The following is a 25,553-nucleotide window of genomic DNA, read 5'->3' as shown; positions in this document are numbered from 1 at the left end:
AGACCGAGCCGGAGCCCGAGGCCAAGTCGACCACCGAGGCCGAGCCGGAGCCGACCGCCGAAGCAGCCCCCGAAGCCGAGCCGACCGCCGAAGCAACTCCCGAGGCCAAGCCGGAGCCGGTGACCGAGGAGCCCGCCGAGATCGAGGCCGAGGTAGCGGCGGAGGCGGAGCCGGCCGCCAAGGCCGAGCCCAAGCCGACAGCCGAGCCCGAGCCGGCCGCCAAGGCCGAGCCCGAGCCGACCGCCGAGACCGAGCCGGAGCCCGAGGCCAAGTCGACCACCGAGGCCGAGCCGGAGCCGACCGCCGAAGCAGCCCCCGAAGCCGAGCCGACCGCCGAAGCAGCTCCCGAGGCCGAGCCGGAGCCCGAGGCCGAGGAGCCCGCCGAGATCGAGGCCGAGGTAGCGGCGGAGGCGGAACCGACCGCCGAGCAGGCGGACGAGCCCGCAGCCGCCGACGGCGAGGACACCCCACAGGGGCCACCCGCACCCGACAACGAACCCAGCACGGGTGGTGCGGGTGGGAACGACCCGGCCGAAGGCGAGGCCGAGGCCGAGACCAGCAAGCCCGAGCCCGAGCCCGAGCCCGAGCCCGCAACCACCCTCGCCGAGCTCAAGTCCCGCGCCCCCGCCCTGGCCACCGCCTACAAGGCAGCCACCACCACCCTCAAGAAAACCAACCTCACCGGCACCCGAGCGAAGCTCTACCTCGTCCTCGACCGCTCCGCGAGCATGCGCCCGTACTACAAGGACGGCTCCGCCCAGGCCCTGGCCGAACAGACCCTCGCCCTCGCCGCCCACCTCGACCCCGAGGCCACCGTCCCGGTCGTCTTCTTCTCCACGGAGGTGGACGGCACCGGCGAACTCACCCTCACCGACCACGAGAACAAGATCGACGACCTGCACGCAGGGCTCGGCCGCATGGGCCGCACCAGCTACCACGCCGCAGTCGAAGCCGTACTCGCCCTGCACGACAAGACTTCCGACCCCACCGCCCCCGCCCTGGTGGTCTTCCAGACGGACGGCGCCCCCGACGCCAAGACCCCGGCCACCCAGTCCCTCACCGAGGCCGCGAAGACGCACCCCGCCGTCTTCTTCTCCTTCGTCGCCTTCGGTGAGCACGACAACAAGGCCTTCGACTACCTCCGCAAACTGAAGACCGACAACACGTCCTTCTTCCACGCGGGCCCGACCCCCCGCGAGCTCACGGACACCGAGCTCTACGAGGGCGTACTGGCGACCTGGCGCCCGTAAGCCCCGCGCCCGCGCCGGCCCTCCCACCCGACGGAACGCCGTCCGCTTCTCAGCACCTAAAACGGGAAGCGGGCGGCGTACCCGTGTCGGCTACGATTTCAAGGTTCGTAGACGACCCGGAACCACGAGATCGTCACTCCGTGCAGCGACTTGGGAGCAGCCCGCGATGGCTCGACACCTCATCACCAGCGCCCTTCCGTACATCAACGGAATCAAGCACCTGGGCAACATGGTGGGGTCCATGCTCCCGGCGGACGTGTACTCCCGGTACCTCCGCCAGCGCGGCCACGACGTCCTCTACATCTGCGCGACGGACGAGCACGGCACCCCGGCGGAACTCGCGGCGAAGGAGCAGGGCCTCCCGGTCGCCGAGTTCTGCGCCCAGGCCCACGACGCCCAGAAGGCGGTCTACGACGGGTTCGCACTCGCCTTCGACCACTTCGGCCGCAGCTCCAGCCCGGAGAACGTCGAGATCACCCAGCACTTCGCCCGCAGGCTGAACGAGAACGGCTTCATCGAGGAGCGGGCCATCCGCCAGGTGTACAGCCCGACCGACGGCCGTTTCCTCCCGGACCGCTACGTCGAGGGCACCTGCCCGCACTGCGGGTACGACAAGGCCCGCGGCGACCAGTGCGAGAACTGCACCCGCGTCCTGGACCCGACCGACCTGATCAACCCCCGCTCCGCGATCTCCGGCTCCACCGACCTGGAGGTCCGCGAGACCAAGCACCTCTTCCTCCTGCAGTCGAAGCTGCAGCACGAGGTCGAGGCCTGGGTCTCCCGGCACGAGGACGACTGGCCGCAGCTCGCCTCCTCCATCGCCCGCAAGTGGCTGAACGAGGGTCTGCACGACCGGGCGATCACCCGCGACCTCGACTGGGGCGTCCCGGTCCCGGCCGACACCTGGCCGGAGCTCGCGGCCGAGGGCAAGGTCTTCTACGTCTGGTTCGACGCCCCGATCGAGTACATCGGCGCGACGAAGGAGTGGGCGGACGCCGCCCCCGCCGGGGAGACCCGGGACTGGAAGTCGTGGTGGTACGAGGCGGACGACACCGTCCGCTACACGGAGTTCATGGCGAAGGACAACGTCCCGTTCCACACGGTGATGTTCCCGGCCACGGAACTCGGCGTCCGCGAACCGTGGAAGAAGGTCGACTACGTCAAGGCCTTCAACTGGCTGACGTACTACGGCGGCAAGTTCTCCACCTCGCAGAAGCGCGGCGTCTTCACCGACCAGGCCCTGGAGATCCTCCCCGCCGACTACTGGCGCTACTTCCTGATCGCCAACGCCCCGGAGTCGGACGACTCGTCCTTCACCTGGGAGCACTTCACGGCCACGGTCAACAAGGACCTCGCCGACACCCTCGGCAACTTCGTCAACCGCGTCCTGTCCTTCTCGAAGAAGCGCTTCGGCGACGAGGTCCCGGCGGGCGGGACGCCTGGCGAGGCGGAGACGAAGCTCGGCGAGCAGATCACCGAGCTCCTCGCCGAGTACGAGGCGCAGATGGAGGCCCTCCAGTTCCGCAAGGCGGCCGCCGCCCTGCGCGCCCTGTGGTCGGCCGGCAACTCCTACCTGGAGGAGAAGGCCCCCTGGCTGGAGATCAAGACCGACAAGGACGGCGCGGCCCTCACCCTGCGTACGGCGATGAACCTGATCCACCTGTACGCGGTGGTCTCCGAGCCCCTCATCCCGGCCACCTCGACGGCGATGCGTGGCGCCTTCGACCTGAAGGACGACACGGCCACCTGGATCACGCCGGGCGACGCGAAGACCCTCACCGCCGTCCCCGCCGGCACCCCCTTCACGGTCCCCCCGGTGCTGTTCGCGAAGCTCACGGACGAGGACCTGGCGGCGTACAAGGAGCGCTTCGGCGGCGAGGAAGGCTAGAGGAGAAGCCCACCGCTTGACTCGTAAGCCGTACGGAAACGCGCCCCGCTCCCGTTTCTCACCGGAGCGGGGCGCGAACGTTTCTGTTGTCCTCGAACGGGTGAATGCTCCTCATCACCCGGACAGCGCATGCCGTGATCATCGAGATTGCTCCCATGGTCACTTCGACACACGAGGCCTCGCACCGGATCTTCCAGGAGCATCCCGAGGTCCTCGCCCCCGTCTTCGAGGCACTGGGCCTGCCGCCCCCGGCAAAATCGATCATCGAGGCGATGTCCCCCGACGCCACGGAGATCCGTCCCATGGAACGCCGTGTCGACACCGTGCTGAAAGTCGAGCCGTCCGAGGGAGACCGGTTCATGGTCGCCATCGAGGCACAGACCAGACGGGCTCCCGACAAAGGGATCAGCTGGGTGTACTACGTGGCGTACCTGCGTGCGAAGTTCGAGCTCCCGGTGCTGCTGGTCGCGGTCTGCAAGAACAAGCCGACCTCGACGTGGGCGGCCGGGCCGTTCGAAAGCCGCGTCGGCCCCTGGGCCACCCAGGTGACGCGCCCGTTCGTCCTGGGGCCACACAACGTTCCGGAGATCACCGACGCGTCGATGGTCGCCGAGGGGCCGGCGATGGCGACGATCTCTGCCATCGTGCACAGCGAGAGCAAGAACCATCCCGCCATACTGAAGATGCTGGCCCGCGGAATCCGGGCCTTCGACAAGGCCACAGCGAAATACTGGTGCGAGTTCGTGGAAATCGGCCTGGAGAACACTCCAGCCAGGGAGACATGGAAAGGGCTTCAGAAAATGGTCGCCACCTACTTCCCCGGCCGGGGAACCCTCTTCGAGCAGACGTACCTGGAGGGCAAGGCCGAAGGCGAGGCCAAGGGCGAGGCCAAGGCCATCCTCCGCTTCCTCGAAGCACGGGGCGTCTCCGTCCCCGAGGAGGCCCGGGACCGCATCGCCGACTGCACCGACCTCGACCTCCTCAACCGCTGGCTGGACCGCACGCCGCACGTGAAGAGCGTCGACGAGCTCTTCGCTGAGGACTCGGGACCCACCGCGGACCAGGCCGAAGCCTGAACCAGGAAACGATCGTGACCGACGATCTCAACGATTCATCGAACCTGCACGCCCTGCTCTGGTTCACCTTGGCATGCATGGACTTGGGCATCCCGCTGGAGCGCATCGTGGGCGACTTCCGTTTCGGGCTGGAGGAGCTGAGACAACAGGGCTCCCTCCCTCTCCAGGAGATGGCCCGCATCCGGGCCAGGGTGGACAAGCAGCCCGAGAACGAACACGAGGACGAGGACTGGGTCCGGGGGTACACCGCCGGATACACCGCGGCGTGGGCCGCAGCGGTCCTCCGGGTCCTGGAGGTACGTGACATCGCGCTACCCAAGGAGGTCTTCCGCCCCCTCTACGTGTGTCCGGACCCGAACGCCCTCACTCGCTATCTCGACCGCGCCATCACAGTCGACACAGCGGAGGGAATCTTCGCTCCTACCCCCTGAAGTGAGCTGCCCCCGGGCCGCTTCAGCTTCCCGAGGCGTACGTGACGAAGTCCGCCCACGCCCCCGGCGTCAGCGCGAGCCGGGGGCCTTCGGCCTGCTTGGAGTCACGGACGTGGACCGTGCCGGGGACGGTGGCCACCTCGATGCAGGAGTCGCCCTCGCTGCCGCTGCTGTAGCTGCTCTTGAACCACGCCAGGCCAGGGGCATCTCCGGCAGAGTTGCCGCCCTCGAGTTTGTAGACCATGTCCTCGCCGTAGCCGACGGCTTTCCCGAACTCGCCGGCCCTCATCCCCACCGACTCCCGCCGCAGCCTCAACTGTCGCCCCACCGTGGCGATGACCGCCAGGCCCCAGTCATCGTCCGGCTCCACCTCCCATCCCGGCTCGTCCGCCTCGCCCTTGAGCCTCCGCACCTCTCCGTCGACCGACATACCGCACCCCTCTGGAAAGCTCAGACAGCCCGGACGCCAGCGGACAAGCCCCGGACAGTCACCCTACGTATCAGCTCTGTCACTGTTCACGGTAAGCACGCGCAGCCACTCTCAGAGACGTGAACCAGGAAAAGTCCACCCAACTTCTCTCGCCCGCCGACCACTTCAGCGTGCTCCTGTCACCCACACCCCGCGGCGCCCGCCTCGCCCGCCTCCTCGCCGCGGAGTGGCTGCACACCCGCGAGCTGCCCCACCGCGTCACCGAAGCCGCCGTACACCTCGTCGCCGAGCTCGCCGCCACCCACGGCCGGCTCCCCGGACGCGACTTCCGCCTCGCCCTCCTGGTCCGTGACGCGACCCTCCGCATCGAGGTCACGGACACCCGAGGTGACGACCTCCCACGCCGCCGCCCAGCCACCCCCGACGGCGAGTCAGGCCGCGGCCTGCTCCTCGTCGACGCCCTCGCCGACCGCTGGGGCGTGAAGCTCGGACCGGTCCCCCGCAAGACCGTATGGGCGGAACTCGACCTGCCGCGCACCTGATCAGCGGAAACGGCACACGCGCCGCAGCATGGTCGCGTGTGCTCCGGTGCCGTCGGCGGTCCTTACCAAGGACCACGAGAGGGAAAGAACCCGAACCAAGCCCCACCCCTCCCGCCCACGGCGCACGCTCGGCACACGATCACTCGGGTGGGTGAACATCACCGGCTCAGCTGGATTCCTGACGGGTCGTCTGCCCTACGCTCAGCGCAACACGACACAGCAGGACCCCAGACACACGACGGCCCTCGCCGGGACTGGCATCCCACTGCGAGGGCCTGACCACCTAGGAAGCCCAAACCTTCCCGATGGACACCCAAAACACTAGCGCGCGCCCGCGCGTCCGGTCCCGTAACAGCGGGAAAAACCACCCGCACGCGCACCCCAGCGGCGTCATCCACGACAACGCCCGCCACACGACGCGCTTCACGGTGATCGGCAACCACCTCACGCAGCACCCGGACCTGTCGCTCCTGGCGATCGGACTGGCCTGCCACATCCAGTCGCTGCCGACCGGCTCCCCCGTGGACATCAAGTCCCTCACAGCCCGCTTCAAGGAGGGACCCACCCGGATCGCCGCCGCCCTGAACGAGCTGGAGGACCACGGCTACCTGCGGCGTACCCGCGAGCGCACGAAGAAGGGCCGCATCGTCACACGTACGGTCTCCTGCAACCAGCCGGGCCGACACCGCGACCGCGACACGTCCGAAGCGCCCGCACCCAAGCCCCCGCCCCGCCGCGCGGCCACCGCCCCCCAGCAGAAACCCGAACGCCGCCGCGCCCTCCCCGCCGTACCGAAACCCGTGTACGCCTCCCCCGCCCTCCTCCAGACGGCCACCGAAGTCCTCGCCGGTCTCCGCCGCGCAGACCCCCGCCTGCTGCTCTCCGCCACCGACGCCGAACACCTCGCCCCAGGCGTCGCCGCCTGGCTGGAACGGGAGCTCACCCCCACGGCCGTACGCCACGCCCTGACCACCGACCTGCCATGGGAGCCCCTGCGCCGCCCGGCCGCCTTCCTGGCCCACCGTCTCGCCGCCCAGCTCCCGCCCCTACCGCCTTTCCGCACCCCCGAACCATCCCCACCCGCCAGGCATCCGGTACGGAACTGCGAAACCTGCGACCGCGGCTACCGGGGCCCCGACCCACGCAGCTGCCGGGAGTGCCTCGAACAGCGGCAGCCGATGCCCACGACCACCTGACGCGTCGCTAGTCCCTTGTCACCTCACCCGCACAGGAACCCTCATGGTCAGCTCGCCCCACGAGGCGATGCACCGCATCTTCCAGCAGTACCCAGACCTCTTCTCCGGGGTCTCCGAGGTACTCGGCCTCGACTTTCCCCGGCCCACCTCGTTCACCGTCCTGCCCAACGACCTCACCGAGACCAGTCCCGTCGAACGCCGCGTGGACACCCTCGTGCGACTGGAGACGGAGAACGACGAACCGCTGCTCCTCGCGGTCGAGTCCCAGGGCGGGAAGGACCCGGACAAGCCCGCCAGCTGGGCGTACTACGCCTCGTACCTGCTCACCAAGTACCGGTTGCAGCCGATGCTGCTGGTCGTCTGCCAGGACCGCGCCACCGCGGAGTGGGCCGCGCGCGAGGTCGGCTTCGGTCCTCGACAGTGGCCTCTGCTGACACTGCGGCCGCTGGTCGCGGGACCGCACAACATGCCGGTGATCACCGACCCGGCCGAAGTCCGCAAGGATCTCGTCCTCGCCACGCTGGCCACGATCACCCACGCCAAGCATCCGGACGCCGGGGTCATACTCAAGTCCATGACGACCGTTCTACGGGACACCCCGCAGAACGTCGCCAACCCGATCATCGAACTCATCGCACAAGGCCTGGGCAAGCACCCAGCCGCACAGCTGTGGAGGAAACTGGTGGCCGTGGACCTCTCCTTCTACAAGTCAGACCTCTCCGAAGAAATCCGGGACGAAGGCCGGGCCGAAGGCCGGGCCGAGGACATCCTGGACGTCCTGGACGTGCGCGGCATCGACGTCCCCGAAGCGGTCCGGGAACGCATCACCGGCTGCGGCGACCCGGACATCCTGCGCCACTGGCACCGGCGCGCCGTCACAGCCCCGACAGCCGAAGCGATCTTCAAGGACGAGTAGCCCCGGACCTGGCGGCGAGGCCGACCCGGCACACGGGCCGGCCTCGGCTAGTCCAGCACCCCGGCCCCCGTGGTCGTAGCCAGCGACGTAGGCAGGTCCTTCGCCGACGTCTCCAGCCCCGCCGTCAGCGTCGGCGTCCAGTTGACCGTGGTCTTGATCTTCTTCGAGTTCTCGGCGTTGTACGCGGCCACCAGGTCGGTCGCCGTGCCGTTGACGAGGTTGCCGCTGCCCGCGACCGAGCCCGTGCCGTCGCCGCTCAGCAGCTTGGAGACCTTCTGGCCGACGGGGATCTTCCAGTAGTTGTCCTCGGCGACGACCTGGGCCTTTGCGCGGGAGTTGACGCTGTACTGCAGGGCGTAGCCGTTCACCGTCGCGGTGTCGTAGAGGTTGTTGTAGAGGTGCACCTGGCCGATCCGGGCCAGGGGGGCGCGCTGCACGATGCCCTTCCACACGTTGTGGTGGATGGAGACGTGCAGCTTGCCGATGCTGTCGGTGTCGCTGCTGCCGATGAGCATCGTCTTGTCGTGGTTGGTGAACTGGTTGCGTTCGACGGTCACCAGGTCCGAGCCCTTGGTGATGTCGAGGGCGCCGTCGTGGATCTGGTACTCGCGGCCGAAGTACTTCGGGTTGGCGCTGTCGAAGTGCGGGGCGTCGGTGAACGTGTTGTGGTCGGCCCAGACGTGGGTCGCGCCGCGCAGGGTGACCGAGTCGTACTCCGAGTTCCAGTTGCCGTCGTCGCCGTCGGTCGGGTCCCACTGCGGGAAGCAGTCCTCGGTGGCGGAGAAGGTCAGGTTGCGGACGATGACGTTGTCCACGCCCTGGATCTGGAGCATGCCGCCGGTGATCCCGGCCTTGGTGCCCGGCACACCGACGATCGTGGTGTTGGCCGGCACCTTGAAGGTGACGTTCTTCGCCTGCTTGGTCTGGGCGGCGGCCCGGGCCTTCTCCTGGGTGCCGGAGGGCAGCTTGGAGCGGCCGTAGGTGGCGGGGTCGAACGCCTTCAGGTAGGCGGAGAGCGAGTAGCCCGTGCCGGACGCGTAGTCCGCGCAGGTCAGCTTCTTCCCCGAGTCGTCGGTGTTGGCGTCGATGGTCCCGCTGACCCTGATGATCCGGGGCGTCGTGTCGGACGCCGACCCCAGTGCCTTCACGAGCTGCGCGCGGGTGGAGACGGTGAACGTGTGCGCCGCGTCGGCCTTCGCCCCGCCGGTCGTACCGGAGCCGGACGACGCCCAGCCGTCCTTGTCGGCCAGCGTCTGGTGGTACAGGTCGGTGCCGCTGGCGTTCGCGTTCATCACGAAGAAACCGGCACCGGCACCGGCGACCACGGCGGCGGCGGAGACGACGAGGACGCGCCGCTTGCGGAGGGACCGGCGGTGCGAGGGGCGCTGCGAAGGGGATGCCACGGAGGAGTCCTTACGTGCAGGTGCGACGGTATGACTGATACGGCTTACGAACCGTCAGTGGCCGCGGGTGGCGGGAAGGTTGCCGCGATTGGGGAAGACTTCCCGGGGTGAACCTGTCGCACCTCCCCCAGCCCGGGCCGGAGGCCCACCTCCGCCTCCTCGCCGACGTCTTCGCCGTGGCCGCGCCCGTTCCGCTGGCCCTGGCCGGCGGCTATGCCCTGCAGGCGCACGGCCTGCTCGAGCGCCCGCACGCCAACGTCGACCTGGCCACCGAGAGCACCGAGCCGATGGAGCGGATCGCCCGCGCGCTCGGCGACGCGCTCACCACCCGGGGACGCGAGGTGACGCTCCGGGACACGGACCCGCTCTCCGCCCATCTGTCCGTCACGGACCCGCAGACGGGTGGCCCCGCCACCGCTCTGGCCCTGCACAAGGAGACCTTCTGGAGCCCGCCCGTCGAGACCTCCCACGGCCCGGCACTCTCTCTGGAAGACGCGGTGGGTACGAAGATCCGGGCCCTCTACGACCGCGGGCTCGCCGTCGACCTGATCGACGCGCGGGCCGCCTCCGCCCGCTACACCTGGCCCGAACTGGAGGAACTGGCCCGCCGCCACGCCCGGGACGAGTTCGACCTGCCCACCCTCCAAAGCCGCCTGGAAGGCATGGACTACTACGCGGACTCGGCGTTCACGGCGTACGGACTGGCGGACGACGAGGTCACGCAGCTCCGTGCCTGGGCCCTGGCCTGGTCGACGGACATCGCCGAGCGGCTGCTGGAGGAGGGGGTGTCCCCGGACGAGCCGGGGGAGTGAGGTGTACGACGTACGCCGTGAGCCTCCCCCGCCGTCCCTCGCGGCAAGGGAGGCTCACGGTCGGGGTCAGCTCGCCGAAGCGGAAGGTGACGCCGAGGAGGTGGGCCGGGGGCCGGGCCCGCCCTGGCCGTCGTGCGTCGTGCTGGGGTCGACGCCCAGGGTCAGGTGGGCGCGTACGCCACGGGCGATGTGCTTCCGGTCGTACGTGAGGTGAAGGAGGCCGCCCTCGTGCCCGTTGTCCGGGTAGATGGTGTCCTCGTCGAGGGTGGTGCGGGTCGTGGTGTTGCCGGCGTACGGCTCGACCGACTCGGTCAGCAGTACCGACTTCTCGTCGAAGAACAGCTGGCCCGTGTGGCAGGTGTGCCCGCCCTCGTAGCCGGCGTCCGTCCACTCGCCGTCCACGTGCACCTTGACGTGGATGTGGACGCAGCGGCCCTGGTACCAGCCGGGGAAGACCGTCCTGAAGGTGACGAGGCCGTGCCGGTCGGTGTGCCAGGTGCCGCGCAGGAAGCGGTCGTCGTCCGTCGGCTCCTGGTGTCCGCCGCCTCCGCCGGGGCCGCCGGTGGGGGGTTCGCCGGTGGGGGGTTCGCCCGTGGGGGCCGGGCCGCCACCGCCGCTGCCCATCGCCTCGTAGCCCGAGTAGACGCCCACCGCGTTGCAGTGCCAGATGTCGACGGCCGCGTTCCTGAGCGGCTTGCAAGTCTCGGAGTCGATCACCTTGAGCGTGAGGGTGAGGGGGATGCCCTCCTGGTCCTCGGTGACGTCCTGGCGGATCTTGTCGGCGTCGATGTAGTACGGGCCCTCGACCAGCTCGGACGTGAGCGTGTAACACGCGTCGCCCGTGGCCTCGGAGGTCGCCTCGTCCGCCGACGCGTTCGCCGCCAAGGTACCGGCGACACCCACCGCGACCACCGTCGCACCCCCGGCGACAAGGACCTTTCGACGGGTCAGGTCTGCTCGGGCTGAAGCCTGCTCGTTGTCTGCCATGGGCCGGGAAGCTAGGCGCGAAGCCTGTCAGCGACCTTGGAAAACATCACTGACTGGTCAGACACAACGAGGAAGGGCTCGAAACAGACGCCGGTTCGAGCCCTTCCTGCCCAGCTGTGCCTTACTTCGGCTGCGGCTTGCGCACCTGCAGGTGCAGCTCCTTCAGCCGTGCCTCCTCCAGCTCCGTCGGCGCGCCCATCATCAGGTCCTGGGCGTTGCCGTTGAGCGGGAAGGCGATGGTCTCGCGGATGTTGGGCTCGTCCGCCAGCAGCATGACGATGCGGTCGACGCCCGGGGCGATGCCGCCGTGCGGCGGGGCGCCGAAGCGGAAGGCGCGCAGCATGCCGGCGAACTTCTCCTCGACGGTCTCCCGGTCGTAGCCCGCGATCTCGAACGCCTTCAGCATGATCTCCGGCTCGTGGTTCCGGATCGCACCGGAGGACAGCTCGACGCCGTTGCAGACGATGTCGTACTGCCAGCCCAGGATGTCCAGCGGGTCCTGGGTCTGAAGGGCCTCCAGGCCGCCCTGCGGCATGGAGAACGGGTTGTGCGAGAAGTCGATCGCGCCGGTCTCCTCGTCCTTCTCGTACATCGGGAAGTCGACGATCCAGCAGAAGCGGAAGACGTCCTCCTCGAAGTGCCCGGCACGCTTGGCGGCCTCGACCCGCACCGCGCCCATGATCTTGGAGACCTCGTCGAACTCGCCCGCGCCGAAGAACACGGCGTGACCCGCCGACAGGGAGAGCCGCTTGGTCAGCTCGGCGACGTTCTCCTCGGTGAGGAACTTCGCGATCGGACCGGTCAGCGAACCGTCCTCGGCGACACGGACCCAGGCCAGACCCTTCGCACCCAGCGTCACCGCGAAGTCGCCGAGCTGGTCGAAGAACTTGCGGGGCTGCGCGGAGACGTCCGGCACCGGCAGCGCGCGTACGTGCTTGCCCGCGAAGGCCTTGAACTCCGAACCCTCGAAGACGTCGGTGATGTCCACCAGCTCGAGCTTCGCCCGCAGGTCCGGCTTGTCCGAGCCGTACTTGAGCATCGCCTCGCGGAACGGGATCCGCGGGAAGGGGGAGGTGACGTGGCGGCCGCCTCCGAACTCCTCGAACAGCTCCGTCATGAGCTTCTCGATCGGCTGGAAGACGTCCTCCTGCTCGACGAAGCTCATCTCGACGTCGAGCTGGTAGAACTCGCCCGGCGAGCGGTCCGCGCGCGCGTCCTCGTCACGGAAGCAGGGCGCGATCTGGAAGTAGCGGTCGAAGCCGGAGATCATCAGCAGCTGCTTGAACTGCTGCGGGGCCTGCGGCAGGGCGTAGAACTTGCCCGGGTTCAGCCGGGAGGGCACGACGAAGTCGCGGGCGCCCTCGGGGGAGGTGGCGGACAGGATCGGCGTCGCCATCTCGTTGAAGCCCAGCGCCGTCATCTTGTGCCGGATCGCCGAGATCACCGAGGTGCGCAGCATGATGTTGCGGTGCATGCGCTCGCGGCGCAGGTCCAGGAAGCGGTACTCGAGGCGTCGCTCCTCGTTGACCCCGTCCTCGGTGTTGATGGTGAAGGGCAGCGGCTGGGCGGCACCCAGCAGCTCGACCTCGCCCACCTCGACCTCGATCTCACCGGTCGGCAGGTCGGGGTTCACGTTCTCGGTTCCACGTGAAACAACCTTGCCGTCGACACGGACCGTCGACTCCTTGGAGACCTTGTCGAGGGCCTCGTAGGCGGGCGTGCCGGGGCGGGCGACGAGCTGCGTGATGCCGTAGTGGTCGCGCAGATCGATGAAGAGGATGCCGCCCAGGTCGCGCCGATTGTGCAGCCAGCCACTCAGCCGGACGTCGGTGCCGACGTCAGAGGCGCGGAGCTCGCCGCAGGTGTGGGACCTGTACCGATGCATCGTCGTTCATCCAGTCTTCGCGGATCGGGAATCTCCGGGGCCCGGTGCCCGGACTTCCCCAGGGTACCGGGCACCCCGAGATCGGCTCCCCACCATTAAGGGGGCAGGAGAAAGCACACGTCCTTCGGGTATTCCATGGCGGTATCGGTGGCAGTCACGGATCGCCTCTTCTTAAAGTGGGGCAATGCGCACTGGCGAGGCCCTGCCAGCCGCGGGGGACGTCCTCGCCACCCTCGCGACCGGCCTGTGGCACTGGAGCACCGGCAACGAACTGGTCACCGTGGACGAGGAAGCGGCAAGGCTGCTGGGGCTGCCCGCCGAGCGGACCACCCTCACCGAAGCCCAGGCACGCGCCCGGCTCCATCCCGTCGACTGGAACGAGATCACCGCGGTGATCCAACTGGCGGTGGCCGAGGGCACGCTCGCCGAGGTGCGGATCCGGATCATGGACGAGCACTCCCGGGTCGTCCGGGTCGTCCGCAGCCGCTCCAAGCCGTCCTTCGACCCGGTGAAGAAGGCGTACGAGGTGATCGGCACCCTCCAGGAGGTCACCGAGCCGGGCCCGGGCCCCTCGGCGGGCCGGCGTACGGTCACCGGTGACTGGCGGCGCTCCCGGGAGGCGTTCCTGCTGGACGCGGGCCGGGCGCTGGCCGAGGCGCGGTCCACTGCGGAGGTGCTCCGGGTCGCGGACGGGCTGGCCATGCCGGGTTTCTCACCGGACCGGCTCGCGGTGTTCGGCGTCCAGGGTGACCGGCTGACGATCATCGGGCAGCACGGGGACCGGCCCGGCGACGACGGACCCTTCACCCAGATGCCCCTGGAGACCGACTATCCGGCCGCCGAGGTGGTGCGGACCGGCCGCGCCGTCTACCTCTCCTCGCCCGCGGACTACAAGTCCCGCTACCCGGTGGCCTGGCCGCTCGCCCAGCATTTCGGCCGGCAGTCCTGGGCGTTCCTGCCGCTGACCGTGGCCGGCCGCACGATGGGCGCCTGGATGGCGGCCTTCAGCCACCCGGTCGCCTTCACACCGGACGAGCGGTCGGTGCTGACCACCGTGGCCCGCATGCTCGCCCAGGCCCTGTCCCGGGCCGGGGTGGCGGACTCGGAGCGGGAGCTGGCCGAGGGGCTCCAGCGTTCCATGCTGCCGTCGCTGGGCCCACGGATCCCGGGGATGTGCGTCGCCGCCCGCTACATCCCGACCGGGGGCGGGCTGCAGGTCGGCGGTGACTGGTACGACCTGATCCCACTGCCCGGCGGCCGGTTCGCCCTGGCCATCGGTGACGTACAGGGCCATGACGTGCGGGCGGCCGGGCTGATGGGGCAGTTGCGCATCGCCCTGCGCGCGTACGCCGCCGAGGGCCACCGCCCGGACGCGGTGCTCTCCCGGGCCTCGCGCTTTCTGCACGGGATGGCCGGCGACGGGGCGGACGCCCGCTTCGCGACCTGCCTGTACGCGGAGGCCGACCCGGCGACCGGCGTCCTGGAGATCGCCCGCGCCGGGCATCCGGACCCGGCGATCCGGATGGCGGACGGCACCGTGATGACCCGGCCGACGGCGGGTGGGCTGCCGCTCGGCATCGACCCGGACGCCGACTACCCGACCACGCGGTTCACCCTCGAGGCCGGCGAGACGATGATGATCTGCACCGACGGCCTGATCGAGGCCGGCGGGCACGATATGGAGAGCGGCTGGCGGCGTATCCGCCGCATCCTCGAGGGGCATCTGCCGGATCCGGACGGCGACGACCTGGAGCCGCTCGCCGACGATCTGGTGCAGGCGGTGCACGGACCGACGGGGAGCCGGCGCGAGGACGACATGGCGGTGCTGCTGCTGTCCCGCACCGCGGCAGGCGTCCGGCCGGGTACGGCCCCGCGGGCCCGGACACGCCGCACCCTGATGTCGGTGGCGCAGGACGAGCCGGAGCGGATCGCCGAGGCCCGCCAGCACGTGCGGGAACTGCTGCACGACTGGACCTCGGCCGACCAGGTCGACTCCGCGGTCCTGCTGGTCTCCGAGATGGTCACCAACGTCCTGGTGCACACCGACGCCGACGCGATGCTGCTCGCCGAGGTCACCGGCGACAAGGGAGAGCGCCGGCTGCGGGTGGAGGTCACCGACGCCGGCGACGACCTCCCGCACCGACGTCGCCCCGGCGAACTGGCCTCCTCCGGCCGCGGCCTGCTGCTGATCGAACTGCTCGCGGAATCGTGGGGGGTGGATCCGCGGGGCGAGGGCAAGAGCATCTGGTTCGTGCTCTGCGAGGGGGCGTGACCGCCCGGGCGGGCCAGGATCGCACCCGGGCGTTCACTTGGGCGGCTCAGCCCTGCGGGCCGCTCTCCGTCATGCCGTGCACCGCCGGGACGGTCCCCAGGCGGCCCTTCTGGAAGTCCTCGAAGGCCTGCTGGAGTTCGTCGCGGGTGTTCATGACGAACGGGCCGTAGTGGGCCATCGGCTCGCGGATGGGCTGTCCGCCGAGGAGGACGACCTCCAGGTCGGGGGTGTGGGAGTCCTGCTTCTCGTCCGCGCGGACCGTCAGGGAGCCACCGCTGCCGAAGACCGCCGTCTGCCCCAGGTGGACGGGGCGGCGGTCGGCGCCGACCGAGCCGCGCCCGGCCAGTACGTACGCGAGACCGTTGAAGTCCTCCCGCCAGGGCAGCGTCAGTTCGGCGCCCGGCGCGAGCGTCGCGTGGATCATGGTGATCGGCGTGTGCGTCGCACCCGGACCCCGGTGGCCGTCGAGGTCGCCGGCGATGACCCGGATCAGCGCGCCGCCGTCCGGCGTGGTGAGCAGTGCGACCTCGCCGCTGCGCAGGTCCTGGTACTTCGGGGCCATCATCTTGTCCTTGGCCGGCAGGTTCACCCACAGCTGCAGGCCGTGGAAGAGGCCGCCCGACATGACCAGCGACTCCGGCGGCGCCTCGATGTGCAGCAGGCCCGAACCGGCGGTCATCCACTGGGTGTCACCGTTGGTGATGGTGCCGCCGCCGCCGTGGCTGTCCTGGTGGTCGAAGATGCCGTCGATGATGTAGGTGACGGTCTCGAAGCCGCGGTGCGGATGCCAGGGGGTGCCCTTGGGCTCGCCCGGCGCGTAGTCCACCTCGCCCATCTGGTCCATCATGATGAACGGGTCGAGGTAGCGGTAGTTGATCCCGGCGAACGCCCGGCGCACCGGGAAGCCCTCACCCTCGAAACCGCTCGGCGCGGTCGTGACGGCGAGCACGGGACGTGCCACGGCGTCCGCGGGCGCGGTCACCCGGGGCAGCGTCAGCGGGTTCTCGACGGTCACTGCAGGCATGTCGGTACCTCCTTGTGCGGCCAGTTTAGTTGAGCGTTGAACTTTCTGCCACCAAGAACAGAGAAGGCCCGGTGGGAATTCCCTCCGGGCCGTCGGGGTGCCGTCGAAGTGGCCGCGCAGGTGGCCGCGCAGGCCGGCGAGGAGCTGTCAGCCGTACATACGGCGCATCGCGAACTCCACCATCTGCTCGACCGCCTTCGCGTCGAAGACCATGCGGTGCTCGCCCTCCATGTCGAGGACGAAGCCGTAGCCGGTCGGCAGCAGGTCGATGACCTCGGAGCCGGTGATGACGAAGTACTTGGACTCCTTGCCCGCGTACCGGCGCAGCTCCTTCAGGGAGGTGAACATCGGGATCACCGGCTGCTGGGTGTTGTGCAGGGCGAGGAAGCCGGGGTTGTCACCGCGCGGGCAGTACACCTTGGAGGTGGCGAAGACCTGCTGGAAGTCCTCGGCGGCCATCTGACCGGTGGTGAAGGCGCGCACGGCGTCCGCGAGCGAGGGCGGGGACGGCTCCGGGTAGAGCGGCGGCTGCTGGCCGTACCCGCCGAGGCCGCCGGGCTGCTGCGGCGGGGCGTACTGCTGCTGAGCGCCGCCCACGTTCTGGTCGTAGCCGTACATGCGCGTAAGAGTACCGAGACAGCCCCCCGCGCATCAGGCCCGTCGAGCGTTCCCGGTCCGTTTCCGGGCGGGCGTATGTAGACCCTTCTCACACTTGACCGGCGGGGCTTGCTTCTTATTACTGACGGGTAGCATCATCGTAGCCACTTGTTGGTACGTGAACCAGATGCGAGGAGCCAGTGCCTCGCCGAGTCCTATACGGAGCCGTCACCATGGGGCACTACAAGTCCAATCTCCGCGACATCGAGTTCAACCTCTTCGAAGTGCTCGGCCGCGACAAGCTCTACGGCACCGGCCCGTTCGAGGAGATGGACACGGACACCGCCAAGAGCGTTCTGGAGGAGCTGACCCGCCTCGCCGAGAACGAGCTGGCCGAGTCCTTCGCGGACGCCGACCGTAACCCGCCGGTCTTCGACCCCGAGACGAACACCGCGCCGGTCCCGGCGTCCTTCAAGAAGAGCTACAAGGCCTTCATGGACTCGGAGTACTGGCGCCTGGGCCTGCCCGAGGAGATCGGCGGCACGACCGCTCCCCCGTCCCTGATCTGGGCCTACGCCGAGCTGATCCTCGGCGCCAACCCGGCCGTGTGGATGTACTCCTCCGGCCCCGCGTTCGCCGGGATCCTCTTCGACGAGGGCAACGAGGTCCAGAAGAAGATCGCCCAGATCGCCGTCGAGCGGACCTGGGGTTCGACCATGGTGCTCACCGAGCCCGACGCGGGCTCCGACGTGGGCGCCGGCCGCACCAAGGCGGTCCAGCAGGAGGACGGCTCCTGGCACATCGAGGGCGTGAAGCGCTTCATCACCTCCGGTGAGCACGACATGGAGGAGAACATCCTCCACTACGTCCTCGCGCGTCCCGAGGGCGCCGGCCCCGGCACCAAGGGCCTGTCCCTCTTCCTCGTCCCGAAGTACCTCTTCGACTTCGAGACCGGCGAGCTCGGCGAGCGCAACGGCGTCTACGCCACCAACGTCGAGCACAAGATGGGCCTGAAGGCCTCCAACACCTGCGAGATGACCTTCGGCGACCGCCACCCGGCCAAGGGCTGGCTGATCGGCGACAAGCACGACGGCATCCGCCAGATGTTCCGCATCATCGAGTTCGCGCGGATGATGGTCGGCACGAAGGCGATCTCCACGCTGTCGACCGGCTACCTCAACGCGCTGGAGTACGCCAAGGAGCGCGTCCAGGGTCCGGACCTGGCGAACTTCATGGACAAGACCGCGCCCAAGGTCACCATCACGCACCACCCGGACGTGCGCCGCTCCCTGATCACGCAGAAGGCGTACGCCGAGGGCATGCGCGCCCTCGTCCTCTACACCGCCTCGATCCAGGACGCGATAGCCGTCAAGGAGGCCGCCGGCGAGGACGCCTCCGCCGAGCACGCCCTCAACGACCTGCTCCTGCCGATCGTCAAGGGCTACGGCTCCGAGAAGGGCTACGAGCAGCTCGCCCAGTCGCTGCAGACCTTCGGCGGCTCCGGCTTCCTGCAGGAGTACCCGATCGAGCAGTACATCCGCGACGCCAAGATCGACACCCTGTACGAGGGCACCACCGCGATCCAGGGCCAGGACTTCTTCTTCCGGAAGATCGTCCGCAACCAGGGCGCCGCGCTGAACTCCCTCGCCGAGGACATCAAGAAGTTCCTCGCGCTCGGCACCGGCGGCGAGGAGCTGGCGGGCGCCCGCGAGCACCTGGCCAAGGCCGCCGTCGAGCTGGAGGCCATCGTCGGCCTGATGCTCACCGACCTCGCGGCCACCGAGCAGGACGTCAAGAACATCTACAAGGTCGGCCTCAACAGCACCCGCCTGCTGCTGGCCTCCGGTGACGTGGTCGTCGGCTACCTGCTGCTCAAGGGCGCCGCGGTCGCCGCCGAGAAGCTCGAGACCGCCTCCGCCAAGGACAAGGCGTTCTACACCGGCAAGATCGCCGCGGCGAAGTTCTTCGCCGCCAACGTCCTGCCGGGCGTCACCCTGGCCCGCAAGGTGGCCGAGGGCGTGGACCTGGACCTGATGGAGCTGGACGAGGCCGCGTTCTGATCCGGCCGTCCCGTCCTTCCTGAACAGTCACGAGGGCCCGCTCCCGGTAAGGGGGAGCGGGCCCTCGTACGTCGTTAAGGTGAAGACTATGAGCGCACCCTCCCGCTTCGACCGCGGCCACACCGACGACCTGATGTCCTTCCTCGCGGCGAGCCCGTCGCCGTACCACGCCGTGGCGAACGCCGCCGAACGGCTGGAGAAGGCCGGCTTCAGGCAGGTCGCGGAGACGGACGCCTGGGACGGGACGACCGGCGGCAAGTACGTGCTGCGCGGCGGCGCCATCGTCGCCTGGTACGTCCCCGAGGGCGCCGCCGCCCACACCCCGTTCCGGATCGTCGGCGCGCACACCGACTCCCCCAACCTGCGGGTCAAGCCGCAGCCGGACGCGGGGGCGCACGGCTGGCGCCAGGTCGCCGTCGAGATCTACGGCGGCCCGCTGCTGAACTCCTGGCTCGACCGCGACCTGGGACTCGCCGGGCGGCTGACGCTGCGCGACGGCTCCACCCACCTGGTCAACATCGACCGGCCGCTGCTCAGGGTGCCCCAACTGGCCATCCACCTCGACCGGACGGTGTCGTCCGAGGGGCTCAAGCTGGACAAGCAGCGGCACCTGCAGCCGGTGTGGGGTCTCGGCGGCGATGTGCGCGACGGCGACCTGATCGCGTTCCTGGAGACGGAGTGCGGGCTACCGGCGGGCGAGGTGGCCGGCTGGGACCTGATGACGCACTCGGTCGAACCGCCGGCCTACCTCGGCCGGGACCGCGAGCTGGTCGCGGGCCCGCGCATGGACAACCTGCTGTCCGTGCACGCGGGCGTGTCCGCCCTGGCGGCCGTCGCCGGCTCCGGTGAGCCGCTGCCCGCCATCCCGGTGCTGGCCGCCTTCGACCACGAGGAGAACGGCTCCCAGTCGGACACCGGAGCGGACGGGCCGCTGCTCGGCACGGTGCTGGAGCGCTCGGTGTTCGCGCGCGGCGGCGGTTACGAGGACCGGGCGCGCGCCTTCGCCGCCACCGTCTGCCTGTCCTCCGACACCGGCCACGCGGTCCACCCCAACTACGCGGAACGGCACGACCCGACGCACCACCCCCGCGTCAACGGCGGCCCGATCCTCAAGGTCAACGTCAACAACCGCTACGCGACGGACGGTTCCGGCCGGGCCGTGTGGGCCGCCGCCTGCGAGAAGGCGAACGTCCCCTTCCAGAGCTTCGTCTCCAACAACTCCATGCCCTGCGGCACCACCATCGGCCCGATCACCGCGGCCCGGCACGGCATCCGCACCGTCGACATCGGCGTGCCCATCCTGTCGATGCACAGCGCCCGCGAACTGTGCGGCGCGGACGACCCGTACCTGCTGGCGAACGCGCTGGGGGCGTTCCTGGAGGGCTAGGAGTCCGGCGGATGCGGCCCGGTCCGGCCACCGGAGCGGGCCGCATCGGCCGAAGTCACCCCGGCTGTCGCGCAGTCGGCCTCCGGCGCCGACTCGCGTGAGAGCATCCCTCCATGAGCAGCGAGCCGGAAGTGAATGCTCTCGCGATCAACGTCGCGGTCCCCGAGGCGCTCCGCTGGACGGACACTCGACGCGGTGAAGAGTTCACACTGACCACACTCACCGTCCGGCTCCTCCCGGACGGCCACCTCGCCGCGAAGGCCTACGGCCGGCCGGTCGGCGGCGGCCGGGGGGCGTACGTCTCCTTCCCTGTCCCCGACAAACCCGAACTGGCCGCCCTGGTGGCCGAGGCGGCCGACCGCGCCGGGGCACTGTGGGCCGCCCATCGTGGTCTCGGCTGAGGTTGGGGCGGGAGTTCGCGGAGTTCACAGTCGCCCGGGCCAACCCGGCCCGGCCCGTGTCCGGGAACGGTCCGCGTCCGCATGCGGGTTGACAACGGGGGTACCCGCAGTTGCGGACCGGAACGGCCGGTCCGGACAGGAGGCGACAGCCATGGGCCTCGGCGGGTGCATCATCCTCATCGCCGTGGGAGCCATCCTCACGTTCGCTACCGACTGGCACATGAGCGGCCTGAACGTTCACCTGGTCGGTTTCATTCTGATGATCGTCGGGCTGATCGGAGTCGCGACGTTCGCCAGCATCGCGCGACGCAGGCGGGTCGTGGTTCCGCCCCCGACGACCACGGTCGTCGAGGAGGAGCGGCACCACCATCACCACGGCAGCGGTTACACCGACGGGTACGGCATCTAGCCCACCGCGTCGGATCACCACGTACGCCGCGCACCGGACAAGCGGGCGCTCAAGGACAAGCCGCGACATGCGACGACATCCTTGAGCATTCCGTTACCGGAACCATCTTGTCGGGTTGTGTGGAAGTCGTGAACACTCGGGCTCACCGAAGGTCTTGAGGGGACGGCGCCGAGCGCCCCTGCCCCCGGTACCGCGACGGGGGGCTCCCGCTGTGTTCCACCTGGCCGCACCGCCCCGGCACGTGCCACGGCACGCCGCCCGCCGCGCGCACGCCGCCGCGGAGGAACCGGCCGACAGCCCGCGCCTGGCGGCGCTCATCCCCGCGCACAACGAGCAGGACCGCATCGCCGCCGCGATCGACGGACTGTGGAAGCAGGCACGGCGCCCGGACCTGATCATCGTCGTCGCCGACAACTGCACCGACGGCACCGCCACGATCGCCGCCGCCCTCGGCGCCCAGGTCTTCCACACCCGGGGCAACACCCACAAGAAGGCGGGCGCCCTGAACCAGGCCATCGCCTGGGTCCTGCCGCACCTGGACGACCGCGACCTGCTGCTGGTGCAGGACGCCGACACGGTCCTCAACCCGTGGTTCACCGAGACCGCCATGGCCACCTTCAACCGCAAGGTCGGCGCCGTGGGCGGCGTCTTCTACGGCGAGGACGGCGGCGGCTTCCTCGGCCTGCTCCAGCGCATGGAGTTCCACCGCTACGCCTGGGAACTGGACCGCACCGGCGGCAAGGCCCAGGTGCTCACCGGCACCGGCACCATGTTCCGGGCCCGGGTGCTGCGCGAGGTGCGCACGGCGCGCCGCTCCGGCGTGCTCGGCGGCGGCAACGGCTACTACAGCCTCGCCTCCCTCACCGAGGACGACGAGATCACCAAGGCGGTCAAGACCCTCGGCTACCGCACCATGTCACCGGCCGGCTGCGCCGTCACCACCGAGGTCATGCCGAACCTGGCCAAACTGTGGCACCAGCGGCTGCGCTGGCAGCGCGGCGCCCTGGAGAACCTGCGCGACTACGGCTGGACCCGGGTCACCGCCCGCTACTTCCTCCAGCAGTTCCTGATGGGGTTCGGCGCACTGTCCTTCCTCGTCTACCTCACCTTCGTGCTCACGTACACGGCGCTGTACGGCTGGCCGGGGCTGTCGCCGTTCTGGACCGCGATCGGCCTGGTCTTCATGGTCGAGAAGACCGTCTCCGTACGCCGCGCCGGCCCCCTGGCGGTCCTGGTCGCGGTGCTGATGATCCCGGAGATGCTCTACGACCTGTTCCAGCACGCCGTCTACTTCGCCTCGCTGTGGGGCCTGTTGCGCCGCAGCGAGCAGAAGTGGGTCGCCACCTGAACCGCCGCCCCCCACGGCCAACCTCGCACCCACCGCTCCAAGGAGAAGAACGACATGTACGGAAGAGTGATAGGCGCCGGCACCACCGGCGCCTCGGGCGCCACGCTGGCCGCCACCGGCCTGTGGATGAACAGCATGGCGATGATGGTGGCGGCCACCACGCTGGTGGCCGCCGGGGTGGCACTGTTCAAGCTGGCGCCGCGCCCGCGCCGCCGCTAGCTCGTCGAGTCCGGCTGCCCCTCGTCCATCCCGGCGAGGACGAGCGGCAGCCGGTCCGCCCCGCCCTCGGTGAGACGGACCGGGACGCCCCAGTCCTGCTGGTGGACGTGGCAGGCCGGGTACTCGTTGGCCGGGTCGTCGTCGCAGGAGGCCGCCATCGCGGAGACGTGCAGCACGCCTTCGGTGACCTCCGGGTTGAGCTCCAGCGTGCGGGCCAGGTCCGTGTCCGCACCCTCGCCCTTCAGCAGCAGCTCGGGCGGGGTGGAGGAGACCAGCAGGCGGGTGGAGGGCCCGTAGCGGGTGTCGAGCTTCTGTCCCGCGGGGGCCTGGAAAATGACATCCAACCGCAGGGCCCCGGGGACGACTTCGGTCGCCGCGCGCTGGGTGCGGTGGGCGACGGACTCCACCCGCACCGCCTCCTCCGGCAGCCGCAGCCGGGTCAGCCGGTGCCGGGCGGACTCCACGACCACGATGTCCTCGCCGACGAGCACGGCGTCGCTGGGCTCGCGCAGGTCGGTGGCGAGGGTGGTGACCTCGCCGGTCGCGGGGTCGTAGCGGCGCAGGGCGTGGTTGTAGGTGTCGGCCACCGCGACGGAGCCGTCGGGCAGCGCGGTGACACCCAACGGGTGCTGGAGCAGGGCCTGTTCGGCGGCGCCGTCGCGGTGCCCGAAGTCGAACAGGCCGGTTCCGACGGCAGTGTGGACGCTGCCGTCGAGGTCCACCCAGCGCAGCGCGGAGGTCTCGGAGTCGGCCAGCCACAGCCGGTCGGCGGTCGCCGCGAGCCCCGAAGGCTGCGCGAACCAGGCCTCGGCGCCCGGCCCGTCCACCAGCCCCTCGTTGGTCGTACCGGCGGCGACGGCGACGGTGCCGTCGGCCGGGTCGTACGCCCAGAGCTGGTGCACCCCGGCCATGGCGATCCACACCTTGCCCCCGAAGACCGCCACGTCCCAGGGAGAGGAGAGGTCGACCTCGCGGGCCGGACCCGAGGTCGGTGAGCCCTGCCACCACTGCTTCCCGGTACCGGCGAGGGTGGTCACCTCGCCGGTGCCCAGGTCGAGGCGGCGCAGGGCGTGGTTCACGGTGTCGGCGACGACCACGGACGCCCCGTCCTCCAGCAGCGCGAGCCCCTGCGGCTCGCTGAAGCAGGCCTCCTCGGCGCTGCCGTCGGCGAACCCGCGCCCGCCGGTGCCGATGCGCCGCACGACGGTCTCCCCGTCCGCCTCCAGCTCCACCAGCTGGTGCCGGGTCGTGTCGCTGACCAGGAAGTTCCCGCTGGGCAGCAGCAGCGCCTTGCCGGGGAAGCGCAGACTCGTCGGCTGCGGCTCCGGCGCCACGTACGGCCCGTCGCCGCGCCGCAGGGTCCCCTTCGCCTCGTGCTCGGCCTCCAGCTCGGCCACCAGCCGCTCGATGGCATGCGCATGCCCCTCACCGGCGTGCTGCGCGACGACGTACCCCTCCGGGTCGATGACGACCAGCGTCGGCCAGGCCCGCACGGCGTACTGCTTCCAGGTCGCCAGCTCGGGATCGTCGAGCACCGGGTGCTCCACCCCGTACCGCTCCACGGCGTCCACGACCGCCTGGTGCTCGGCCTCGTGCACGAACTTCGGGGAGTGCACGCCGATGATCACGACGGTGTCCCGGTGCTTCTCCTCCAGCTCACGGAGCTCGTCGAGGACGTGCAGGCAGTTGATGCAGCAGAACGTCCAAAAATCGAGGATCACGATACGTCCCCGCAGGTCGGCGAGGCTGTACTGCTTTCCTCCGGTGTTCAGCCAGCCCCCCTTGCCGACCAGCTCGGGGGCACGGACACGGGCACGGCGGGGCGCGGGGGCGGGCACGAGGGCGGCATCGTTCATGCTTCAAGCCTGCCATCCGGGGCCGTCCGCAGGCTCTTCCGGTAGACCGTGGAGCTGTGTCGAACCGTCATGCCCACACGTAGGTACAGGGCGAGCGCGCCGGTATCAGAGTGCGTCGCGAGGGTGCAGATCCGCCGGCCCTGCCGGTGGAAGGCCCGGAAGGAGTGACGTAGCAGCAGGCGGGCGATGCCCTGATTGCGGTGGTCACGGTGTACGGCGACCTCCTCGATGTAGCCTTCGCCGGTCTCTCGGAGGTCCAGTGAGATGGCGGCGCCGACCAGTTGGGTGCCGTTGAACGCCAGTGCTGACATCGCGGGAGCGAAAGCGGAGCGTTCGACGGTGTGCCGGGCCCACTCGGAGTAGGACTTGCGCCGCTGCTGCCATTCGTCGAAGGCGTCCTCGATGAGCTGGTGCACAGCATGCTCATCGCCGCGGCGAAACGGCCTCACCACGATGCCCGAGGGCGGCTCGGGTACCGTCGGCTCGGCGGGCATGGCGAACTCCAGCAGCCATTCGGTCACCATCGGCTCGTATCCGCGGGAGCGCAGCAGTGCGACCGCGTCCAGATCATCGTCCGGCACGGTCTGGACGATCTGGTCGCTCCCTGCCCGGCGGGCCCTGGCCTCGGCCCAGTCCAGGAGCACGGTGCCGAGACCGCGGCCCCGATGCCGGGGGTGGACGTCCACCTCGGAGCGCCGGTTGACCCAGGCACGAGCGACCAGCCGGCCCGCCTGGTCGTGGATCAGCAGGGTGTCCAGCTCCGGGATCAGTCCCGGCCGGGCGAGGACGGCAGCGATGCCCCCGGGGTCGGTCCGCACCCGACCGTGCACCTCGCGCTCGCAAGCCGAGACGAGGCGATGGATGGCGCTGATGTCATCGGCTGTCGCTGGGGCTGCCTGATAGCCCGGAGGTAAGGCAGACACGAGGTCTGACATCGGTGGACCTTCCCGGAACGTCGAATCGGTCACGGCCTGGCGGTCTACGGCCAGGCACAGCACCGCGACAGTGTTCCGCCTGAACTGGGACGGATCAAAGGATTATCCCGCATCTCATTCGCCCTGGTAGAGCCGGTCGAGGCCAGCCAACTGGACCGTGGGGCCGATGTCGACGAGCATGCGGAGTTCGTCGGTGAAACCCGCGCCGCTGAAGCCGAGGAGCCGGGCG

Annotated in this window: 23 protein-coding genes and 1 pseudogene; 15 read left to right on the top strand and 9 right to left on the bottom strand. The window is 69.9% G+C overall.

Annotated elements, in window-relative coordinates:
* The 4 genes from ACFY0F_RS13605 to ACFY0F_RS13590 all read left to right on the top strand — a co-directional run.
* The coding region (locus ACFY0F_RS13605; protein ID WP_388792712.1) for a VWA domain-containing protein at positions 1-1,250 on the top strand (1,250 nt) is incomplete at its 5' end.
* Positions 1,251-1,416: 166 nt separating this feature from the next.
* Positions 1,417-3,138, top strand: coding sequence for a methionine--tRNA ligase (gene metG / locus ACFY0F_RS13600; RefSeq protein ID WP_388792711.1), 1,722 nt, complete (start codon positions 1,417-1,419; stop codon positions 3,136-3,138).
* A gap of 155 nt (positions 3,139-3,293) precedes the next feature.
* On the top strand, positions 3,294-4,214 hold the full coding sequence (locus tag ACFY0F_RS13595; RefSeq protein ID WP_388792710.1) for a hypothetical protein: 921 nt from the start codon (positions 3,294-3,296) through the stop codon (positions 4,212-4,214).
* Positions 4,215-4,228: 14 nt separating this feature from the next.
* Positions 4,229-4,645, top strand: coding sequence for a hypothetical protein (locus ACFY0F_RS13590; protein WP_388792709.1), 417 nt, complete (start codon positions 4,229-4,231; stop codon positions 4,643-4,645).
* A gap of 22 nt (positions 4,646-4,667) precedes the next feature.
* Here ACFY0F_RS13590 and ACFY0F_RS13585 read toward each other — a convergent pair whose 3' ends face one another.
* Both ACFY0F_RS13585 and ACFY0F_RS13580 read right to left on the bottom strand, forming a co-directional pair.
* Positions 4,668-4,889: a DUF397 domain-containing protein gene (locus ACFY0F_RS13585; protein WP_388793216.1), complete on the bottom strand. Its 222-nt coding sequence runs from the start codon at positions 4,887-4,889 to the stop codon at positions 4,668-4,670.
* Positions 4,866-5,075, bottom strand: a pseudogene (locus ACFY0F_RS13580) (helix-turn-helix domain-containing protein); the annotation flags it as partial. The gene ACFY0F_RS13585 and the pseudogene ACFY0F_RS13580, both read right to left, overlap by 24 nt.
* Positions 5,076-5,194: 119 nt before the next feature.
* Between ACFY0F_RS13580 and ACFY0F_RS13575 the strand changes: the two are divergent.
* The 3 genes from ACFY0F_RS13575 to ACFY0F_RS13565 all read left to right on the top strand — a co-directional run bounded on the left by ACFY0F_RS13575 (position 5,195) and on the right by ACFY0F_RS13565 (position 7,729).
* Entirely contained in the window at positions 5,195-5,617 is a 423-nt protein-coding gene (locus tag ACFY0F_RS13575) for an ATP-binding protein (protein ID WP_388792707.1), read from the top strand.
* A 305-nt stretch (positions 5,618-5,922) separates the two neighbouring features.
* Complete coding sequence (locus ACFY0F_RS13570) at positions 5,923-6,813, top strand: helix-turn-helix domain-containing protein (RefSeq protein WP_388792706.1); 891 nt, start codon at positions 5,923-5,925, stop codon at positions 6,811-6,813.
* 43 nt (positions 6,814-6,856) lie between these two features.
* Positions 6,857-7,729: a hypothetical protein gene (locus tag ACFY0F_RS13565; RefSeq protein WP_388792704.1), complete on the top strand. Its 873-nt coding sequence runs from the start codon at positions 6,857-6,859 to the stop codon at positions 7,727-7,729.
* Between the two features lie 47 nt (positions 7,730-7,776).
* Here ACFY0F_RS13565 and ACFY0F_RS13560 read toward each other — a convergent pair whose 3' ends face one another.
* A complete protein-coding gene (locus tag ACFY0F_RS13560) occupies positions 7,777-9,132 on the bottom strand; it encodes a polysaccharide lyase family 1 protein (RefSeq protein ID WP_388792703.1) in 1,356 nt (451 codons plus the stop codon).
* Positions 9,133-9,245: 113 nt separating this feature from the next.
* Between ACFY0F_RS13560 and ACFY0F_RS13555 the strand changes: the two genes are divergently transcribed.
* Entirely contained in the window at positions 9,246-9,944 is a 699-nt protein-coding gene (locus tag ACFY0F_RS13555) for a hypothetical protein (protein WP_388793214.1), read from the top strand.
* A gap of 66 nt (positions 9,945-10,010) precedes the next feature.
* Here ACFY0F_RS13555 and ACFY0F_RS13550 read toward each other — a convergent pair whose 3' ends face one another.
* A complete protein-coding gene (locus ACFY0F_RS13550) occupies positions 10,011-10,931 on the bottom strand; it encodes a dioxygenase (RefSeq protein ID WP_388792701.1) in 921 nt (306 codons plus the stop codon).
* A gap of 121 nt (positions 10,932-11,052) precedes the next feature.
* Complete coding sequence (gene aspS, locus ACFY0F_RS13545; protein WP_388792700.1) at positions 11,053-12,816, bottom strand: aspartate--tRNA ligase; 1,764 nt, start codon at positions 12,814-12,816, stop codon at positions 11,053-11,055.
* Positions 12,817-13,000: 184 nt separating this feature from the next.
* On the opposite strand from aspS, the gene ACFY0F_RS13540 reads away from it, so the two are divergent.
* On the top strand, positions 13,001-15,088 hold the full coding sequence (locus tag ACFY0F_RS13540) for a SpoIIE family protein phosphatase (protein WP_388792698.1): 2,088 nt from the start codon (positions 13,001-13,003) through the stop codon (positions 15,086-15,088).
* Positions 15,089-15,134: 46 nt separating this feature from the next.
* Here the strand turns inward: ACFY0F_RS13540 and ACFY0F_RS13535 are convergent, their stop codons facing one another.
* Positions 15,135-16,112 (bottom strand): pirin family protein, encoded by a 978-nt coding sequence (locus tag ACFY0F_RS13535; protein WP_388792697.1) that lies wholly within the window; start codon positions 16,110-16,112, stop codon positions 15,135-15,137.
* A gap of 147 nt (positions 16,113-16,259) precedes the next feature.
* Positions 16,260-16,730, bottom strand: coding sequence for an SseB family protein (locus tag ACFY0F_RS13530; protein ID WP_388792695.1), 471 nt, complete (start codon positions 16,728-16,730; stop codon positions 16,260-16,262).
* A 212-nt stretch (positions 16,731-16,942) separates the two neighbouring features.
* On the opposite strand from ACFY0F_RS13530, the gene ACFY0F_RS13525 reads away from it, so the two are divergent.
* The 6 genes from ACFY0F_RS13525 to ACFY0F_RS13500 all read left to right on the top strand — a co-directional run bounded on the left by ACFY0F_RS13525 (position 16,943) and on the right by ACFY0F_RS13500 (position 22,533).
* Positions 16,943-18,769 carry an acyl-CoA dehydrogenase gene (locus ACFY0F_RS13525; protein WP_388792693.1) on the top strand — a complete coding sequence of 609 codons (1,827 nt, stop codon included), beginning with the start codon at positions 16,943-16,945 and terminating at the stop codon, positions 18,767-18,769.
* An 88-nt stretch (positions 18,770-18,857) separates the two neighbouring features.
* Positions 18,858-20,156 (top strand): M18 family aminopeptidase, encoded by a 1,299-nt coding sequence (locus ACFY0F_RS13520; protein WP_388792691.1) that lies wholly within the window; start codon positions 18,858-18,860, stop codon positions 20,154-20,156.
* Positions 20,157-20,269: 113 nt separating this feature from the next.
* Positions 20,270-20,557, top strand: coding sequence for a hypothetical protein (locus ACFY0F_RS13515; RefSeq protein WP_388792689.1), 288 nt, complete (start codon positions 20,270-20,272; stop codon positions 20,555-20,557).
* A gap of 151 nt (positions 20,558-20,708) precedes the next feature.
* Positions 20,709-20,966, top strand: coding sequence for a DUF6458 family protein (locus ACFY0F_RS13510; RefSeq protein ID WP_388792687.1), 258 nt, complete (start codon positions 20,709-20,711; stop codon positions 20,964-20,966).
* A gap of 304 nt (positions 20,967-21,270) precedes the next feature.
* Complete coding sequence (locus ACFY0F_RS13505) at positions 21,271-22,314, top strand: glycosyltransferase (protein WP_388793212.1); 1,044 nt, start codon at positions 21,271-21,273, stop codon at positions 22,312-22,314.
* 54 nt (positions 22,315-22,368) lie between these two features.
* On the top strand, positions 22,369-22,533 hold the full coding sequence (locus ACFY0F_RS13500) for a hypothetical protein (protein ID WP_388792685.1): 165 nt from the start codon (positions 22,369-22,371) through the stop codon (positions 22,531-22,533).
* Here the strand turns inward: ACFY0F_RS13500 and ACFY0F_RS13495 are convergent.
* Together ACFY0F_RS13495 and ACFY0F_RS13490 are read right to left on the bottom strand one after the other, a co-directional pair.
* Positions 22,530-24,389 (bottom strand): thioredoxin-like domain-containing protein, encoded by a 1,860-nt coding sequence (locus tag ACFY0F_RS13495; RefSeq protein WP_388792683.1) that lies wholly within the window; start codon positions 24,387-24,389, stop codon positions 22,530-22,532. The two genes, ACFY0F_RS13500 and ACFY0F_RS13495, sit on opposite strands and share 4 nt — an antisense overlap.
* Positions 24,386-25,207, bottom strand: a complete 822-nt coding sequence (locus tag ACFY0F_RS13490; protein WP_388792681.1) for a GNAT family N-acetyltransferase — start codon at positions 25,205-25,207, stop codon at positions 24,386-24,388. Before ACFY0F_RS13490 ends, ACFY0F_RS13495 begins: the two co-directional genes overlap by 4 nt.
* Between the last annotated feature and the right edge of the window lie 346 nt (positions 25,208-25,553).

Origin of the sequence: Streptomyces sp. NPDC001544 (genome assembly GCF_042894285.1) — a bacterium.
In the GTDB taxonomy this organism is placed as follows: domain Bacteria; phylum Actinomycetota; class Actinomycetes; order Streptomycetales; family Streptomycetaceae; genus Streptomyces.
This window is presented reverse-complemented; position numbering and strand designations above follow the sequence as displayed.

Bases quoted from the DNA above. Each gene is read 5' to 3' on its own strand.
- metG (WP_388792711.1), top strand. From the start codon at position 1,417: ATGGCTCGACACCTCATCACCAGCGCCCTTCCGTACATCAACGGAATC.
- ACFY0F_RS13595 (WP_388792710.1), top strand. From the start codon at position 3,294: ATGGTCACTTCGACACACGAGGCCTCGCACCGGATCTTCCAGGAGCAT.
- ACFY0F_RS13585 (WP_388793216.1), bottom strand. From the start codon at position 4,889: ATGGTCTACAAACTCGAGGGCGGCAACTCTGCCGGAGATGCCCCTGGC.
- ACFY0F_RS13570 (WP_388792706.1), top strand. From the start codon at position 5,923: ATGGACACCCAAAACACTAGCGCGCGCCCGCGCGTCCGGTCCCGTAAC.
- ACFY0F_RS13565 (WP_388792704.1), top strand. From the start codon at position 6,857: ATGGTCAGCTCGCCCCACGAGGCGATGCACCGCATCTTCCAGCAGTAC.
- ACFY0F_RS13550 (WP_388792701.1), bottom strand. From the start codon at position 10,931: ATGGCAGACAACGAGCAGGCTTCAGCCCGAGCAGACCTGACCCGTCGA.
- aspS (WP_388792700.1), bottom strand. From the start codon at position 12,816: ATGCATCGGTACAGGTCCCACACCTGCGGCGAGCTCCGCGCCTCTGAC.
- ACFY0F_RS13540 (WP_388792698.1), top strand. From the start codon at position 13,001: ATGCGCACTGGCGAGGCCCTGCCAGCCGCGGGGGACGTCCTCGCCACC.
- ACFY0F_RS13535 (WP_388792697.1), bottom strand. From the start codon at position 16,112: ATGCCTGCAGTGACCGTCGAGAACCCGCTGACGCTGCCCCGGGTGACC.
- ACFY0F_RS13530 (WP_388792695.1), bottom strand. From the start codon at position 16,730: ATGTACGGCTACGACCAGAACGTGGGCGGCGCTCAGCAGCAGTACGCC.
- ACFY0F_RS13525 (WP_388792693.1), top strand. From the start codon at position 16,943: ATGGGGCACTACAAGTCCAATCTCCGCGACATCGAGTTCAACCTCTTC.
- ACFY0F_RS13520 (WP_388792691.1), top strand. From the start codon at position 18,858: ATGAGCGCACCCTCCCGCTTCGACCGCGGCCACACCGACGACCTGATG.
- ACFY0F_RS13515 (WP_388792689.1), top strand. From the start codon at position 20,270: ATGAGCAGCGAGCCGGAAGTGAATGCTCTCGCGATCAACGTCGCGGTC.
- ACFY0F_RS13510 (WP_388792687.1), top strand. From the start codon at position 20,709: ATGGGCCTCGGCGGGTGCATCATCCTCATCGCCGTGGGAGCCATCCTC.
- ACFY0F_RS13500 (WP_388792685.1), top strand. From the start codon at position 22,369: ATGTACGGAAGAGTGATAGGCGCCGGCACCACCGGCGCCTCGGGCGCC.
- ACFY0F_RS13495 (WP_388792683.1), bottom strand. From the start codon at position 24,389: ATGAACGATGCCGCCCTCGTGCCCGCCCCCGCGCCCCGCCGTGCCCGT.